This window comes from Phycisphaeraceae bacterium (genome assembly GCA_019636655.1).
GTDB lineage: Bacteria > Planctomycetota > Phycisphaerae > Phycisphaerales > UBA1924 > JAHBXB01.
On the sequence record JAHBXB010000001.1, the window covers coordinates 357,113 to 373,569 of the forward strand.

Annotated in this window: 12 protein-coding genes; 5 read left to right on the plus strand and 7 right to left on the minus strand. The window is 67.2% G+C overall.

Translation table 11 applies throughout. The features are described from left to right. Positions 1-7 precede the first annotated feature (7 nt). The 5 genes from KF745_01560 to KF745_01580 all read left to right on the plus strand — a co-directional run bounded on the left by KF745_01560 (position 8) and on the right by KF745_01580 (position 9,837). A complete protein-coding gene (locus tag KF745_01560) occupies positions 8-685 on the plus strand; it encodes an exosortase-associated EpsI family protein (GenBank protein ID MBX3357092.1) in 678 nt (225 codons plus the stop codon). Further along, the gene (locus KF745_01565; GenBank protein MBX3357093.1) at positions 682-3,075 is read left to right on the plus strand and encodes an AAA family ATPase; all 2,394 of its coding nucleotides are present in this window, start codon (positions 682-684) and stop codon (positions 3,073-3,075) included. Before KF745_01560 ends, KF745_01565 begins: the two co-directional genes overlap by 4 nt. A gap of 9 nt (positions 3,076-3,084) precedes the next feature. Further along, positions 3,085-4,500 (plus strand): sugar transferase, encoded by a 1,416-nt coding sequence (locus KF745_01570; GenBank protein MBX3357094.1) that lies wholly within the window; start codon positions 3,085-3,087, stop codon positions 4,498-4,500. Beyond that, a complete protein-coding gene (locus KF745_01575; protein MBX3357095.1) occupies positions 4,497-8,954 on the plus strand; it encodes a hypothetical protein in 4,458 nt (1,485 codons plus the stop codon). Before KF745_01570 ends, KF745_01575 begins: the two co-directional genes overlap by 4 nt. A 577-nt stretch (positions 8,955-9,531) precedes the next feature. Next, complete coding sequence (locus KF745_01580) at positions 9,532-9,837, plus strand: hypothetical protein (GenBank protein MBX3357096.1); 306 nt, start codon at positions 9,532-9,534, stop codon at positions 9,835-9,837. Positions 9,838-9,860: 23 nt separating this feature from the next. Here KF745_01580 and rfbB read toward each other — a convergent pair whose 3' ends face one another. The 7 genes from rfbB to KF745_01615 form a co-directional block, all read right to left on the minus strand. Continuing rightward, positions 9,861-10,910 carry a dTDP-glucose 4,6-dehydratase gene (gene rfbB, locus KF745_01585; GenBank protein ID MBX3357097.1) on the minus strand — a complete coding sequence of 350 codons (1,050 nt, stop codon included), beginning with the start codon at positions 10,908-10,910 and terminating at the stop codon, positions 9,861-9,863. 15 nt (positions 10,911-10,925) lie between these two features. After that, positions 10,926-11,819 (minus strand): dTDP-4-dehydrorhamnose reductase, encoded by an 894-nt coding sequence (gene rfbD / locus KF745_01590; GenBank protein ID MBX3357098.1) that lies wholly within the window; start codon positions 11,817-11,819, stop codon positions 10,926-10,928. Continuing rightward, the gene (locus KF745_01595; GenBank protein MBX3357099.1) at positions 11,816-12,313 is read right to left on the minus strand and encodes a dTDP-4-dehydrorhamnose 3,5-epimerase family protein; all 498 of its coding nucleotides are present in this window, start codon (positions 12,311-12,313) and stop codon (positions 11,816-11,818) included. The genes rfbD and KF745_01595 overlap by 4 nt, the downstream gene beginning before the upstream one ends. 27 nt (positions 12,314-12,340) lie before the next feature. Continuing rightward, positions 12,341-13,171: an NTP transferase domain-containing protein gene (locus KF745_01600; protein ID MBX3357100.1), complete on the minus strand. Its 831-nt coding sequence runs from the start codon at positions 13,169-13,171 to the stop codon at positions 12,341-12,343. Between the two features lie 157 nt (positions 13,172-13,328). Continuing rightward, positions 13,329-14,210, minus strand: a complete 882-nt coding sequence (locus KF745_01605; GenBank protein ID MBX3357101.1) for an SDR family oxidoreductase — start codon at positions 14,208-14,210, stop codon at positions 13,329-13,331. Positions 14,211-14,236: 26 nt separating this feature from the next. Beyond that, positions 14,237-15,604 (minus strand): carbohydrate porin, encoded by a 1,368-nt coding sequence (locus KF745_01610; GenBank protein MBX3357102.1) that lies wholly within the window; start codon positions 15,602-15,604, stop codon positions 14,237-14,239. Between the two features lie 103 nt (positions 15,605-15,707). Further along, positions 15,708-16,424, minus strand: a complete 717-nt coding sequence (locus KF745_01615; protein ID MBX3357103.1) for a prepilin-type N-terminal cleavage/methylation domain-containing protein — start codon at positions 16,422-16,424, stop codon at positions 15,708-15,710. Positions 16,425-16,457: the final 33 nt, after the last annotated feature.

The window sequence follows — 16,457 nt, forward strand, 5'->3', positions numbered from 1 at the left end:
GGACCGTGTGGCGGGCAATCTGGCGAAGATCCTGACCGCTGTTCTCCTCCTCGGCGTCATGATCGACGTCAGCGGTCGTCCGCCGGCGGTGGATGCCGACCCCTACCACACCCAAGTCAGGGCCGCGGTCGCCCGCATTCCCACACGTATCGGCGTCTGGAGCGGCGTCGACGAGCCGGTTCCACCCGCCGCGAGGGCCCTGCTTCGCCCCAACGCCATCTTCTCTCGCGCGTATTCCGACCCGGTCACGGGCCAGACTGCCACCCTAGTTCTTGTCCAGTGCCGGGATGGCCGAGGCATGATGGGCCACTACCCGCCCGTGTGTTATCCGGCCCATGGGTGGGAGGAGGGTGAGCCCGAGATTCCGGTCGACGTTCAGGTGGCTGGTCAGACGATCCCGATGACTCGCTATTCGTATGTGCAGGGAGGGTTCAACCGCCGAAAAACAAAGGTGATCTATGGGTTCTTTGTCATCCCGCGTACGGGATTGGCACGGGAGATGGACGGTGTGAGAAGGGCAGCCTCTGATTACCGAACGCGGGGACTTGGCGCTGCCCAGGTGCAGGTCATCCTCGGCGACGGGCTGTCACGGGCCGAGGAGGCCGCGATGGTCAGGGAGCTGCTGGCCCCTGTGGTTCCCGTCATCGACCTGATCCGATCGGGCGAGGTGGAGTCGACGCGTTGAGCACGAGCATCGAGGTTGTTGATCGCCGCCGCGATGGCGAACTGGCCCCGGCCGGCGGCTTCATGCCGCCCGCCGCGCCAGCCGGCGGCGGCGCCAACGGCCTGGCGATGATCCATCGGCTGCTGCGGGGCCGCTACCTCGCCGCGCTCCTGCTCGCGATGGCCGGCGCTGTCGCCGGCGCCTCGGCCGGTTGGATGCGGGGGAGCGAGCTCTACACGAGTGAGGGGCAGATCTACGTCCAGACGGAGCTGACGCCGCTGCTCTCCCAGATTCCGGAGAACCGATCCAGCAATCCACGCAGCTTCGTGGAGATCCAGATCAAGCGGCTCAAGTCCCCGGCGGTCATCGAAGAGGTCGTCGATGGCGATGGTTGGAAGTCGCTCAACCGCCCGGGTGGGCCCGAGGGGCAGCGGTGGATCAAGCGGATGCTGTTTGTGAACTCGGATATCCGAGTGCCTGAACTCATCAACGTGGTCTTCATGGACCCCAACCCGCGGGCCGCGCAGCTTGTGGTTGAGCAGGTCATCCGGGCGTACGAATCTCAGTATTCCGACAAGCAACGGATCGATGACGCCAAGAAGATCGAGGAGCTCAAGGCCCTCCGCGAGGAGAAGTCGCAGAAGATCGAGGACCTCAACAGCCACATGCTCGCCGAGGCGATGGAGTTCGGAACCGATGACCTGACGGCCCGCAAGGAGATCACCCAGAAGCGGGTCCGGGACACCGAGGAGGAGCTCGACCGGATCGACCGCGAGCTCGCCAATCGTGCCGCCGCCGCCGAGCGAAACCCCGGCGACAGCGAGAACGCCAACGACCGCTCGCCGAGCGAGATCGCCGCGGTCGACAACCAGATGCGGCAGTACCTCCAGGATCGCATCACCCTCGCCGGAGAGATCGACAGCCTCCGGCTCAGGCTCGGCGAGAATCACCCGGATCTCCGCTCCCGGCGGGACCGGCTTGAGCTCATCGAAGACAACATCAAGAACTACGCCAAGATCTGGAACGACCGGGCCCGTGCCGGGGTCGCCGCGCCGGCCAACCCGGCCGGCGCGGTCGTCCCGCTTCTGGAGAGCACCAGCCAGCTCCAGGCGAAGCGAGCGTCGAACGCGAAGCTGCTCGAGGCCTATCGCGCCGAAGACCAGCGTGTGGGCAACGCCAAGCTCCGAGTCGATCCGCTGCGAGACCAGCTCGCCTACGAGCGGGGCCAGTACAAGGAAATCAACCAGCGCATCGACCAGCTCACGATCGAGTCGCGCAGCCTGAACAACCTCACCGGCAAAATCCAGATTGAGAGCTACGGCTCGCTCCCGGACCAGCCCAAGGACAGCCGCAAGAAGTGGGCCGCGGTCGGCCTCGTGGCCGGTGGGGGGTTTCCCATCGCCGTCATCCTGCTCATCGGGCTCCTCGATCGCCGCTACCGCTATTCCGATGAGGCCAGCGAGGCTAACGCCAGCGTCCCGTTGCTCGGCATCCTCCCTCACCTTCCCAGGCACCTGGGCAGCCCGGAGGACGCCGCCGCGGCCGCTCACTGCGTCCACCGCATCCGCTCCCTGCTGCAACTCGCCGGCCCGGCGAGAAAGACGTTCGCCGTGACCAGCTCGGTCGCGGGCGACGGTAAGACCAGCCTCGCGCTTTCGCTGGGCCTCTCGTATGCCGCGGCCGGTTCTCGCACGTTGCTGATCGATTTCGATCTCATCGGGGCCGGGCTTACCTCTAGCCTTTCGGCCAAAACCGACCACGGCATCGGTGACGTGATCAGCGGCGCAGCGCCGGACGCCGCCGCTCGTATCGTCCAAACCCGCACCGAGAACCTCTGGCTCCTTCCCTGCGCGAGAGGCGACGACCGGCACGCCAGCCGCCTCTCTGCGGCCCTCGTTCGGCGCACGATCGATTCTGTTCGTGACGCCTACGACGTCGTCATCATTGATACCGGCCCGATCCTCGGCAGCCTGGAGGCGGCGTTCGTCAGCGCCGTCGTCGACGGTGTGATCCTTGTCGTCGGACGCGGCCGCCACCGCTCTCACGTCGAGCGGGCGCTGGCCCAGCTCAACTCCGTGGGGGCCAACCTCATGGGCCTGGTGTTCAACCGCGCCTCGTCCTTCGACTTCCGCAAGTCCGTGACGAGCGGCTCGATGCGGTCGGTCGGCGAGCACCACGTCCCCGCGGGCCCCGACCACCCCGCCGCGAAGCGTGACAAGGAGCTCCGCCGTCTCAGCCCTGTCGCCCAGACGGTCGTCATCGATGTGCAGACCGTGCCCGACGACCCCAACGGGACGCCGCATGCCAACGGAGCGCCGAACGGGGCCTCGGGAAACGGCCCCTCCGCCCCTCCGCCCCCAGCCCCCCCCGCCCCGGCCGGCAGCGCGGGCGGAGGCTCACGCGATCGGTAGAGTTGAACCATGGTCGGACTCGCCGGAACAGGCAGGGAGCACACGGTCTGGGGTCTCGACGCGGTCGCGCTCCAGGCCCGCTTCTGGGCGTCGCGCGGCGTGCAGGTGGTCCGCCTCGGGGAACCGTCGCAGATCGTCGATCACGCCGAGCTCTTCCTCCTGACGAGCCAATCCACGCTTGCGTTCTTTGACCTTCCCGCGCTCCTCGAGTGGCTCTCTTGGACCGAGCCCGACCTCACATTCCTCCGCCTCCACGACACCAGCGACCAGGGCTACCGCGAGGTCCTCGCCACTGGGAAAGACGGTCGATTCGCGGGGTTCCGTCGCGTGTATCGCGGCGGGCCGCGCGAGGTTGCCAGGGTCGCCGTGACAACTGACGCCCGCCTGGCTCAACTCTGGCAAGGCTCGCCGGATCCGCTGTCCGGATGGAAGCTCCTCCGCCGGATGGTGCGGCGCGGCAACCGCGCTGCGACCAGTGTTGATGCACGTGTCTACGACTCGCGCGAGCCCGAGGATGTCGCGCGGTACATCCGCGACCTGGTGCAGGTCTGGCGACGCCCCGATGCGACGATCCCCAGGGTGCGGCGGATCGCCAGCGGTGTGTGGGCCGACGAGGGCGTCAGCGTCCCCTCCGGCGTCAGCATGAGCGGGCCATTGTGGATCGGCGCCGGCCGCACGCTCGAACCCGGCGCTTCCGCCGTCGGCCCGGCGGTGATGTGGGATCGGCCCGAAGCCCGGCCGCCGATCGATGAGATCAAGTGGCTCGAACTCGAGGCCCTCAACCCGCCGGACCAGCCCCGGCCGAAGTACAAAGGCCGCCCGGCGCGGGCCGTCAAGCGGGTGTTCGATCTTGCGTTCGCGTCGCTGGCGCTGCTCGCCTCCCTCCCGCTCTACCCGCTCATTGCGCTGGCGATCTACCTGGAAGACGGGCGTCCGATTTTCTTCGGCCACCTGCGAGAGTCCGTGGGCGGCCGCGAGTTCAAGTGCCTGAAGTTCCGATCGATGCGGCGCGATGCGGAGCACATCAAGGCCATGCTCAAGGAGAAGAACCAGGCCGACGGGCCTCAGTTCTACATGGAGAACGATCCGCGTCTTACAAGGGTCGGACGCTTCCTCCGTAAGACGCAGCTCGACGAGATCCCGCAGTTTATTAACGTGCTCAAGGGTGACATGGCCATCGTCGGGCCGCGGCCGAGCCCGTTCGACGAGAACCAGTTCTGTCCCGCGTGGCGCGAAGCCAGGCTGAGCGTGCGCCCTGGCGTTACCGGCCTCTGGCAGATCCGCCGTACCCGCGCCGCCGGGTCCGATTTCCAGGAGTGGATCAAGTACGACATCGAGTACGTCGAGAAGCAGTCGCTCGCCCTGGACCTGTGGATCATCTGGCGGACGATCGTCCTCGTGTTCCGCGGGGTGGCGAGGCAATGAGGCTCAAACCCAAGACGGTCCGCCGGCTGCTGCTCGGTGCCGGTGTGATCGCCGTCGTCATCTCCTCAACCGTGTGCCTCGTCGTCGTCCGCAAGTGGCAGCACCGCCGTCAGGGCGACCGCCTCCGTGCTCAGGGTCTGACGGCGTACGCGGAGCACCGCTACACAGATGCGATGAACACCCTCGGGCCCTACCTCCGCGGGCTCACGTCCTACGCCGGCGACGGAGAGTCCCTCCTGGCCTACGCCCGTTGCCGCGAGATGGTCCCTCTCCCGCGGGACGCCCACTTGCTGGAAGCCGTGACGGTCTACGAGACCTACCTGCGGGGCCACCCGGCCGACCGCTCTGCCTCCCTTCATCTGCTGTCGCTCCTCATGAGCACAGGGCAGTTCAACGACGCCGCCGAGTACGCGGCAACCCTCCGGCCAGGGGACCTCGCCGCGGCCACGCCCGAGGATCTCCCGGTGCTCAGGCGCGAGGCGGCTGCGCTCCTCACACTCCGGCGCTTCGACACCGGATTCGCCCGGGTCGTCGACCGCTGGATCGAGTTGGAGCCGGAGTCACTCAAGGCCCACCTGATGTACTCCGCCTACCTCGTGGCGTCGGGCCAACCGGCGCAGGCCAAGGCCCGCGCCGACCGACTGCTGGAAGAGCACCCCGGTGACGTCCGATTCCGCCTTCTCTCGCTCCTGTCGCCCGGCTCGCACGACCGCCCGCTGGTGGATGAACTCTGTGCTCTCGCCGGGCTCGACCCTCGCTCTGCCGCGCGTACCGGCGAGGCGAACTACCCCGACGAGTTCTACGTCGAGCGACTCGTCGAACTCTTTGACACGCTCGGCCGGCACGACCATGCCGCAGCCGTCCTGGCCGACGCTGCGACCCGGATCGATGATCCGCAAATCCGGTTAGCCTCGTTGCGACGAGCGTGGCAGTCCGGCCAGCCCACCGAGGTCAACGACCGTCTCGCGGCCATGGGTGAGCCCGACCCCGATGCCTCCGCCGAGTGGCTTGGGATCAGAGGGCTGTGCCTGCTGACGCTGGACGACCCCGGCGCTGCATCGGCGATCGCTTCGGCGCTCCGCGCGAAGGCCGACATGGCCTCGAGCGCGTGGGCAAGAGCGATCGAGTCGTGGATGGCGACGCCGCAGCGCCGATCACTCCCGCTTGAATCCATGCGTCTTGCACGCCGGGATCTCCCCGGGTCACCCGAGGTCGCGTTCCTGTACGGCGAGATGCTGGCCGAGAACGGTCTATCCGAACAGGCCAGAGTCCAATGGCGCTCGGCCGCGATTTCCCCGCGTGCACCCGGTTGGTCCCGTCCGTGGATCCGGATCAGCGAGAGCCTTCTCGCCGACGGCCGACCCGATGAAGCGCTCGATGCGGCGGTGTCGGCGCTCGCGGCCTCGCCCGGCAGTCTGCCGGCACTTTCCGCCTGGGTCCGCGCCCAGGCTGCCCAGGTCATGGCCGGGCACCCAGGAGCGCCCGATGCCGACACCGTTCTAACGAGGATCGAATCGGCCGTCCGTCAGGCCAGCGCCGGCGACAGATCCCAGAGGGATCCACTCCTCGCCGACCTTCTTCCCATGAGATCGGTCCTGCTCGCCGCGATCGGGCGTCGGGACGAGGCAATCCGCGCTGTTACCGATGCGATGGTGTCCTACCAGTCCAGCCGCCACATCCTGGAGGGACTCGCCGAGGCGAGCCTTCGCGCAGGTTTCGGCGTTGAGATTGAGTGCCTCGACGCCGCCGAATCGATGGGTGGCCCGACTGCTCACAGTTCCGCTCTTCGAGCCGCCGCGTACCGGAACGCTGGTAATCCGGAACGCGGTCTGACCGTTCTGGCGGCAGGTGCTTCCGCGGCCAATCCTGCCGACCGTGTCGAATGGGATATGGCCGCGGCCAAGTACTTGGAAACGATCGATCCTGAACAGGCAGCGCAGCGCTGGCTTGCCGTGGCGGATGCTCACAACGAGGACGTTCTCGTTCAGGTCCTCGCGTCTCGCTCTGCGGCCGTGGTTGCCCGGCCTTCCGCCCTGTCCCGTGTTGCGCAGCGGCTTGGGTCGATGCGGGGGCCGTCAGCCGACAGCCCAAGCGAGATTCTCCGCCTGGTTGAGGCCGATCAGGTGCTGCAGGGCGCCGTCACGCCGTCATCGCGAGACAGGGCGGTCTCCATCCTTCAGGGTCTGGTCACGGAATCTCCAAGGGATATGGAGCCGCGCGAGCGGCTCATCTCGGTCCTTTTGCTGAGCGATTCGGCAAACGGCGTTGTCCCGCACACTCTCGACGCCGTCGAGCAGCTCCGCGCCGCCGCCGCGGTGGCCCCCGCCCCAGCGCCCTACCTCCTCCGTGCGGCGGTGCTGCTCCAACGCGAACGGGATTTCGAGGCCGCGCGCCAAGAGCTCGTCGCCATCCTGTCCCTGCCCGCTCTCGATCCCGGCTCGCGGCGGCACGCCGTCGAGCTGCTGGTGCAGCAAGGCGATTGGCTGACAGCCCTCCCCGCGATGGAATCCATGGTTGGGCCGGACGGGGAGGCGCCGGGTGAACTGCAGCTGATGCTCGCCAATGCCTACGCCGCCATCGGTCGCGAACACGATGCGAGAGCAGCATACCGGCGCGCCGCGGCCAGCCCGCCACGCAGCCCGACGCAGATCGTGTCCCTGGCGGCCGCCTTGTACGATCGTGGCGACACCGACCTCGCCGCGCGTCTGCTGTCGTGCCTTTCTTCCCTCGATGGGATCTCCCTCGCGCGGCAGCGACTCGCTGTGGGCGAGTTCCACGCCGCCGTTGAAGAGCCAATAGAGGCCGTTGCCGCCGCGGAAGCAGCGCTGGCGCTTGAGCCGGGCTTGGCTGATGCCGAGCACCTTATCGCCCGGTCACATGCCGCGATGGGCGACCGCCAAGCCTCGTTGCTCGCCGCCGACCGCGCAATCTCCGCGGGCCACCCGGACGCATCCCTCTCCGTCTTCCGCGAGCAGGTACGACTCACATTGGGCGGCGATCAGGCCACACTGGCGCTACTCGCCGACGCCATGGCCGCCTCCCCCGCCCACGCAGCGGATGTCGCCGCGGCGCGGGCCCTGGAGTTGCTCCGTGTCAACGGCCGGTCGATGGAGACCGAGGCGCTGCTGCAGGTGGCTCGGGACAACCCGGCTTCGCTGTTCGCCCAGATCACGGTGCTGGAACGGCTCATCTCTCGCCCGGCCGATGCCGAAGCCGCCCTCCGTCTTGGTCGGACGGCGATGGCGGCATTCCCGCAAGACGCCGAAGTCGCGAGGCTCACGGTGACAGCTGCAAGGCTCGCGGCCGAGTGGAACCTGATGTATACGGTCGCCCAGCAGTGGCGCCATCGGGCTCTAGGACGCTCCGTCGAGGCCGATGCCGCGGCCGCCCAGGCGCTCTTGCAACTCGGTCGACCATCGGACGCGCTGAGCCTTCTTCAGTCTCGTCTTGATCAGTCACCCCGCCTCGCATCGATGTCCGCCGGGCTCGAACTCCTATCGCTTGCGGCCAGGGCGATGGTCCGAGTTGGTGATGAGGCACGCGCCTTTGCCCTGCTGGCGCCACTCCTCAACGCACCCGGTCCGATCCGAGAGGCGACCTGGCCGCAACTTGCGTCCCGAGAGGTCCGCCCACCGTCCCGCGCCGCCGCATGGCTCAGCCGACTTGAGTCCTCGGTCCCCGCCGATCTGACCGACGAGCGACTTGACGTCGCCGCGGCATGGCTGGCGCTCGCCTCCAGGTCACAGGATATCGCGATTGAGTGCATCAACCGCGCCGAAGCGATCATCGAACCGGCTCTGAAAGACGACGGCCTTTCCGCGGCGTACGCCCACGAACTGTGGGCCGATTGCCAGCGGCGCCGCGGCCGTGCCGACGCCTCGGCCCGCAGCCTTGCCCGCGCCGCCGACCTCTACGAAGCCCACATCAGCCTCTCGTCGGATGCCACTCGACCGCGATTGCTCCTGGCCGCTGTCCGTGAACGGCAGGGCGACAGGAACGCCGCGATCGCCCTCTACGAGGGGCTCCTCGCGGATCCCGCTGTACCGGTCGCGTTCCTACCGATCATCGAGAACAACCTCGCGTTTGCCCTCCTCGCCGCGGGCAGCTCTCAGCAGATTGATCGCGCTCGGTCGCTCGCATCGCGGGCGGCTTTGCAGACCCGCTCCCCATGGGCGCTCGATACCCTCGCCCGCGCCGAAGCCATGGCAGGCCGTCGCAATGCCGCGATCGACGCCTACCGCGCTGCGCTGTCGGCATCCCCGGCCTTTCCGTCGTCGCTGATTGGCCTTGCCGATCTCCTGAGCACAGGATCGCGCGAGGAGCGGCGAGAAGCCACGGACCTGCTCGCGCGACTGCCCCAGGACTCGCCTTGGCAGTGGCAGACTCCCACGCCCGCCGATCTCGCCGAGCAGCTCGAACTCGTGCGAGCACGGCTGAGGTCTGATAACCATTGACATATCGCAAGTATTGAGACGACAAGAGCTTGCCGAACCAGAGGTGGCTCGTCTCAGATCATGCCAGAGCTACATGCGATTCCTAGGGTGACTCGCAGTGACACGTCGTGCTCTGATCGCGCTTCTCATTCCGAGTCCATCGGCCGAAACCCCGTGTTGGGAACCGATCAATCCCTGCCGGAATGTCTTGAATCTGCTTGTGCCGGCGGGTATTGTGGGCCTTGGCTGAGTGCGGTGGCCTGCGGGCCGCGGCAGGACTCGCCGGCCGGGTATGGCACCCGTTGTTTTGCTCCATCCGCGAGAGAGGTACTCGCGGCTCGGGTTCGGGCGCGCCGTGCGGGGTCCGGACACTTTCGAGGGGAGCATCGCACAACTCGTGCGGGTGGCGGGGAACGAAGGGAGGAATGCCATGTCGTACGGTCTTGTACCGTCGATTGTCGCCTCCGGGGTGCTGGTTTCGTCCGCGATAGCCGAACCTGTATCGCTGCGCGACGTTGGGGGTGTACCTGGGGGTGCACCAAGGGGCGGTGGGTCGACTCAAACTGATACTGCCAACCGTCCGGGCGAACCTGCGCCATTGGTTGCCGCCGCCCCGCTGGTCGGTCCGACCCAGTGGGCCGATGCATTCGGCGTCACACGGGTCTCTCGCAGCGCCTCCGGCCTCGCTGGCGAGGAGGCCTATGTCGACCTGATGACCAGCCTCGTGGCTGCTGATGCGACCTCGGTCCACCCCTCCGCTTCGATGATCCCCGGAGTTCACGTGGCCGATCCGGTTGTGGTCGTGCCGCTCCCCCCGACCGTTTACGCGGGCGCCGCGACGCTCGGCGGAGCCATGGCCGTCACTGCCTGGCGCCGTCGCCGAACGCACCACCGCACGGTCTGAGAAGGGAATTTGGTTCGCAGCGATTACGCGCTGCCCCGACCGTATTGACGGTCGTAGTAGTCTCGATACGCGCCGCTCTTCACCCGATGCCACCATTCGGGGTTGTCGACATACCACCGCACGGTGCTCTCCAGCGCCTCCGGCCACGCCGACCGGCTCGGCTTCCAGCCCAGTTTCGCCGCGATTTTGGACGCATCGATCGCGTAGCGAAGGTCATGCCCGGGCCGGTCCGCCACAGGCTTGATCATCTCCTTCCCCTTGCCCATCGCGTCGAGGATCGCGTGCGTCAGTTCCAGGTTGCTCCGTTCGTTGTTCCCGCCGACGTTGTACACCTCGCCCGGGATTCCTCGCTCCAGCACTGCCAGTACCGCCTCGCAGTGGTCGTCCACGTGCAGCCAGTCGCGCACGTTCCGGCCGTCGCCGTACAGGGGCACCTGCTTGCCTTCCAGCAGATTGGTCACGAACAGCGGGATCACCTTTTCGGGGAACTGGTACGGTCCGAAGTTGTTCGAGCACCGGGTGATCATCAGCGGCATGTGGAACGTGTGGAAGTACGCCCGGACCAGGCAGTCCCCGGCCGCCTTGCTCGCCGCGTACGGGCTGTTGGGCTGCAGCGGCGTCTCCTCGGTGAACTTCAGCTCCGGGTTCCCCAGCGGAAGCGACCCGTACACCTCATCGGTGCTCACGTACACGAACCGCCCGACGCCCTTGCCGCCTTTGGCCTTCCTCGCTGCGTCCAGCAACACCTGCGTCCCGCCCACGTTGCTCGCGATGAAGGGACCCGAGTCGAGGATCGACCGGTCCACGTGGCTCTCCGCGGCCATGTGCACCACCGCGTCGCACTCCTCCATCAGCGGAGCAACCGCCGCCGTGTCGCGGATGTCGGCGTGCACAAAGCGGTAGTTCGGGTCCTTCTCCACATCGGCAAGGTTCTCGAGGTTGCCCGAGTACGTCAGCACGTCGAGGTTGGTCACCCGCACGCCCGGCCGGTGCCGCAGCAGGAACTTCACGAAGTTGGAGCCGATGAACCCCGCGCCGCCGGTGAGAAGGATGTGAGTGGGAGTGGGGGGCATGGCGCTTTCCTTGGGCTACGCGAGCCGACCCATCACGTCGGCCAGATTGTCCTTCCAGTCCGGCATGCGACCCACCAGACGCTCTGCGCGTGAAAGGTCGAGCACGCTGTACGCGGGCCGTCGCGCGGGACGAGGATACTCCGCCGATGTACACGGAGCGACTTCGCAGCGGTGAGCCAAGCCGGCGAGACGCACGATCTCGGTCGCAAACTCGAACCAGGTGCACTCACCCCCATCCGTGACGTGGAATGTGCCGCGAGCCTCTCGAGCGATGAGACTGAGCGCGGTACTCGCGAGGTGGTCGCACGATGTAGGCCGGCCTCGCTGGTCGTTCACGACGCGAAGGCAAGGCTTGTTCTTCGCCAGATCCACGATCGTCCGAACGAAGTTCTTGCCCGACGTCGCATACAGCCAGCTTGTACGGATGAGCAGGTACTCGCAGCCCGAGGCCTCGATCAGTTCCTCTCCAACCACCTTGGTCCGGCCATAGGCGTTGATGGGTGAGCGAGGGTGGTCAACGGGATAGGGTGTGTCGGAGTCGCCATCGAAGACGTAGTCCGTGCTGAAGTGGACGAGCAGTGCTCCCTCGTCGCGACAAACCTTCGCGAGAGCTCCGACGCCCTCGCCGTTGACGCGGCGTGCCGCGGCTTCATTCGCCTCCGCGCCGTCCACATCGGTCCAGGCAGCACAGTTGATATAGGTGCGGTATCCGCCGACCGCGAGGCGTCGGATGCTCTCGGGGTTCGCCAGGTCGACGGAACTCCGGTCTGGTACATCGACTCGAACACCGTGCAACAGATCGGCCTGCTCAAGCAGGCCGTGCCACGACCAACCCAACATGCCGGTGAACCCAATGAGGACCACTGGCTGTCGCGCCCGTGGCCCGTTGTTGACCAGACGCGGAATCATCCGTGGCGAACCCCCCACGGAAACCCCTCGATACTGTCGTGCGCCCGCCGATCCTCATCAGGGCTCGCCGCGTTGTACGCGTGCGTCACGTAGTACAGCAACCCCGCCGGTGTATCGCCCACTGTTGCCGCCCCGTGCCACAGCGGCGGCGGGATGATCATCACCCCGGGCCGCTTCTCGCCGATCACCCCCAGCCAGGCCGTGCGGTCCTCCTCCCGGTACACCCCGACCTTGATGTGGCCCTGAAGGCAGATCCAGAAGTCCGTCTGAAGCGAGTGCCGGTGCCACGCCTTCACCACGCCGGGGTACTGCACCGAGTAGTTCACCTGCCCCTGCGGAGTCATCACCCCCTGCAACTGGTTCATCATCGACCAGCCCCGGTCGTCCGCAAACAGCGGCTGCGGCACGAACACCGGTTCGCGCCCTTCCCTCGCCGCCTCGAACGCCGCGGTCACACCGCCGTTCACGATCCGTGGAAACTTCGGGGTTAGCACGCTGGTCCTCTCGCCGCAAATCCGCGGCTACGCACGCCCGGCAACCTTTTTCCGGGCTGGCGTGCCCGCCGCCCCTTTGCCCGCCGCGGCGCCGCCATCACGGGCCGCGCCGATCCCATCAACATGGTTCGCGCCGCTCTGCGCGATGAGCGTGCTCGCCCGGTGCAGGCTCTCGAACGTCCCGGCATCCGTCCACCACCCCTCCAAAATCTCGTGCGTCAGATCGCCGCGTTCCAGGTAGTAGTTGTTGACGTCGGTGATCTCCAGCTCGCCCCGGCCGCTCGGCTTGAGCCCCCCGCATACCTTGAACACATCCGCATCGTAGAAGTAGATCCCGGTCACCGCGTACCGGCTCGGCGGGCTCTGCGGCTTCTCGATGACCTCCACGATCCGGCTGCCCGGGTCGTCATTCTCGAACTTCACCACGCCAAACCGCTCAGGATCCGGCACTTCCTTCAGCAGGATCTTGGCGCCCGTCCGTTGGGTAAAGAAGTCCCCCGCCGCCTTGCGGATGTTCTTCTCGATGACGTTGTCGCCGAGCACCACGCAGATCTTGTCGCCATCGGCAAACTCCTCGGCGAGTTTGAGGGCATCGGCGATCCCTCCTTCGCCCTCCTGGTACGCGTACTCCAGGTGGCTCACGCCAAGGTGCTTCCCGTTCTTCAGCAGCTTGAGGAAGTCGCCCGCGTGCTCGCCGCCGGTCACGATCAGGATGTCGCGGATCCCCGCGTTGAGCAGGCACTCGATCGGGTAATAGATCATCGGCCGGTCGTACACCGGCAGCAGGTGCTTGTTGGTCACCAGCGTCAGCGGCCTGAGCCGCGACCCCAGTCCACCAGCGAGGATGATGCCTTTCATCGAGCGCCCTCCACACCGGCACCGGGGCTTATCGGACCCCCGCGTCCACCACGATCCGCCGATGGCGGAAGAACCTCGATCCGCGGTGCACGAAAACCGGCTGACTGTTCATCGGCAGTATACCCCAGGATCGTTCGTCCCCGGGGCGTGCCGGCCGTCAGGTTTCCGCTAACCGGTCCGTCCACGGCGCCGGTGCCGTCCGCAGTGTCCGCAACGCCAGTTGGATGTCAAACGTCAAGTCTCGCGGCCGTGGGGGGGCAAGAGACACATCGCTCTGTCGCATCGGGACGATCGGCGATGCATCAAGACCGTGCGCCCGGGCAATGCCCAATCCGATCTCGTACCTCGACGCCGCCACCGGCCCCCCAAGGTGCAGCAGACGCGGCGGGTTCTCGATCGTAAGCAACTCCGCCACTGCGCCGGCAACATCGCTCACGTGGATCGGCGACCGCACCTCGTCCGTGAACAACTCCATCCTCTGCCCGCCCGCCAGGTTCCCCACGACCTGGTCCGATGCCGACTTGCGTCCGGAGGGGCTCCGGCCCAGGCAGAGCGCCAATCGAAGGACGACAGCGTTGGCGCCCGATCCCAGCACCGCTGCTTCGCCCTCGAGCTTGGTCTGGCCGTAGACGTGCAGCGGCCGCGGCTGGTCGGTCTCGGTGTACGGCGCGGACCGCCCGTCGAACACCTGGTCCGTCGAAAAGAAGATCATCCGCGCACCGGTCGCCGCGCACGCCTCCGCGATGCTCCGAGTCGCCTCCGTGTTCACCAGGCGTGCCAGCACCGGATCCCGCTCGCACGCGCGGATATCGGGCATCGCGGCGCAGTGCACCACGGCATCCAGCCGCGAGGAGGCCACGGCTCGGCGGAGTGACCCCGCGTCCGCGAGGTCGTACGCCACGACGCCGTTCCCGCTTGCTCCCGCGGCCGCTCGAACGCCCCGCACCACAAAGTGCCCGCGCCGCTCCAGCCACGATGCGATGTGGCTCCCCACAAACCCCGTGCTGCCCGTTACCAGAACCCTCAGCGGTGCGCCCATGGCCCCATTGTTCCATGTTCCCCGGCCTAGAACACCACCTCGATCCGCAGCAGCCCGGCGACCGTCGAGTCCACATCCGGCGCGTTGATCGGCGACCAGATCACCTGCAAGTCCGGCTGCACTGTCAGCCACGGTGTGATCGAGATCCGGTAGTACAACTCCATGACGGTCTCGTCCGCATTCCCGCCGTCCGGTGCGCCCCCATCGAGCTGCGTCCAGGAAAAGTACAGCCCCGCCGAGTCATCATCCCGGCCCGGGAACGTGCCGTTGAGCAGCAGCCCACCGCCCGCTTGCCAGTTGGTATTGGTCACTGCGGCGCTCGCCCATCCGGCCTGCGCGAACACGTACAACCCCTGGTCGTCGGTTTCGGCGGCCCCCGGTCGTCGCAGCACCTGCTGCTGACCCAGGAAGTACATTCCGGCCACCCCGTTGACATCCGATCCATCCGTCTCGACGAAGTCGCCCGATTGGTACCACCCGCCGAGCGACATGTGGCCCGCGCCCAGCTCGCCAACCCGCTCCCATGAGAGCCCTCCCTGCCCGACCGCGTAGAACTCGTCCGCGCGGAACAGCGACGAGAATCCGATTGCCCCGGTCTCGACGCCCTCCGCCCCGGACCCATCGAAGATCCCGCCGCTGATGTACGAGTGCTCGCTCGGGTGCACGAAGAAAACGAATCCCATCGCCGGATTGGGGTACGTGGGCATGCCGAAGGCGGTCGGGCTGATCGACGAGCTCAGGTTGAGGAAGTTGGCCGTGGCCGGCATCAGATCGAACTCGGTGTTCGCATCGATCTTGCCGATCTTGAGCCGCAGCCCATCTTCGAACAGCCTCTGCTCGTACCACGCCTCGTCGACTTCGGTCACGTGCTCGGGCGCCGCCAGCCAGGAGATGGTCTGGAACGCGCCGCTCGGGTCTGGTGTCTCGGGCACATCGTTGGACTGCACATCGACAAAGAATGAACCGCCGCTGATTCCCAGCAGCTTCTCGAAGTCGAGCGTCGCGTCCACCTGCAGCAGCCCGTACGACCCGGCTGTCTTGTCCAGGCCCCCTTTCCAGATGCTAAACCAGTCGAGCGTGTACGACCCCTCGACAGTGACGCCGGCATCCTCGAGCCACGTTCGCGCCCCGCCCCAATCCCCCGTGGCCTGCTGCCACGCCCACCATGGTCGCCCCCCCTCGCCGAACCAATCACGCTGCTCGATCGCCGGGGCTGCCTCCTTTATCGCAGTCCCATCCGCCGTCGGCTGCGCCGCCCCCAGCGCGGCCGCGTTGATGCCCGCCCCCAGGAACCCCGCAAGCACGATCACCGCCGTCCCCCCATGCAGGCACCCGCCTATCGGGGCATGCGCTTCCAAGCCGGGACCAAGGCCGTCGCCGCCATCGTTGCCCATGCAAGACTCTTCGATCCGCCACCGTTCCTGTCGCCACCAAACGCCGCAGCCCTGGTGGTCGCCACGGGGCGACCCACAGTCCTGTGGCTCAACCGCCCTCCGACTACGGAAGCGGCGCACACCACGTCTCTGGAATCGATCGGTGCTCCCGCGCCGACCCGTCAAGCATCACCGCGTTGAACCCATTCGCCCGCCCGTGAAGCCGCGCCAGCCGGTCCGCCGCGTGGAGCGGCTGCCGGAAGTCAAGCATGCTCCAGCATCGTTCCTGCGGACGGCCATCGTCGCCCGGCGGGGGTTGGGACGAGTCTACGACAAGCGGGGCCACACCCGGGTCCTGCACCGCGTCGAATCGGATGCACGCCATCCGCGCCGGCGGCGCAGTGTCATAGTTGTCCGGATCGCCGGGCTGCCCGGCGTGGCCGGTCGCGTTCATGGCATAGGTCCTCGTCAGGGTCTCTCCATGCTCCGCATCGTTCGTCGGGCACACCAGCACGCCGCGGGCTGAGTACAACTCCGTCGGTGTGCTCCCGCCCATCCCCGCCGACTGCTGCACCACCAGCGCCCAGTTCGGCGGCTGAGCGTACGGCTGTCCGATGGCCGGCCCGGTCCCGCGGTTCTCATCGGCGTACCCCTGGCAGATGATCCCGATCTGCCTCAAGTTCGACAGGCACACGACTGCGCGCCCCGCCTCCCGCGCCTGCCCCAGCGCGGGGAGCAACACGCCCACGAGCACCGCGATCACCGCGACAACCACCAGCACCTCAAGAAGCGTGAACCCCGCCCCGGCGCTCCCCCGGCCGTCGGCTCTAGAGTTCATCATCACCCGGCCTCGTCGCTCACGGTACATCCTGGA

What these genes read in the sequence shown, in the direction of transcription:
- KF745_01570 (MBX3357094.1), top strand. Translation starts at nt 3,085, where the DNA reads ATGGTCGGACTCGCCGGAACAGGCAGGGAGCACACGGTCTGGGGTCTC.
- KF745_01575 (MBX3357095.1), top strand. Translation starts at nt 4,497, where the DNA reads ATGAGGCTCAAACCCAAGACGGTCCGCCGGCTGCTGCTCGGTGCCGGT.
- rfbB (MBX3357097.1), bottom strand. Translation starts at nt 10,910, where the DNA reads ATGCCCCCCACTCCCACTCACATCCTTCTCACCGGCGGCGCGGGGTTC.
- rfbD (MBX3357098.1), bottom strand. Translation starts at nt 11,819, where the DNA reads ATGATTCCGCGTCTGGTCAACAACGGGCCACGGGCGCGACAGCCAGTG.
- KF745_01600 (MBX3357100.1), bottom strand. Translation starts at nt 13,171, where the DNA reads ATGAAAGGCATCATCCTCGCTGGTGGACTGGGGTCGCGGCTCAGGCCG.
- KF745_01605 (MBX3357101.1), bottom strand. Translation starts at nt 14,210, where the DNA reads ATGGGCGCACCGCTGAGGGTTCTGGTAACGGGCAGCACGGGGTTTGTG.
- KF745_01610 (MBX3357102.1), bottom strand. Translation starts at nt 15,604, where the DNA reads ATGGGCAACGATGGCGGCGACGGCCTTGGTCCCGGCTTGGAAGCGCAT.
- KF745_01615 (MBX3357103.1), bottom strand. Translation starts at nt 16,424, where the DNA reads ATGATGAACTCTAGAGCCGACGGCCGGGGGAGCGCCGGGGCGGGGTTC.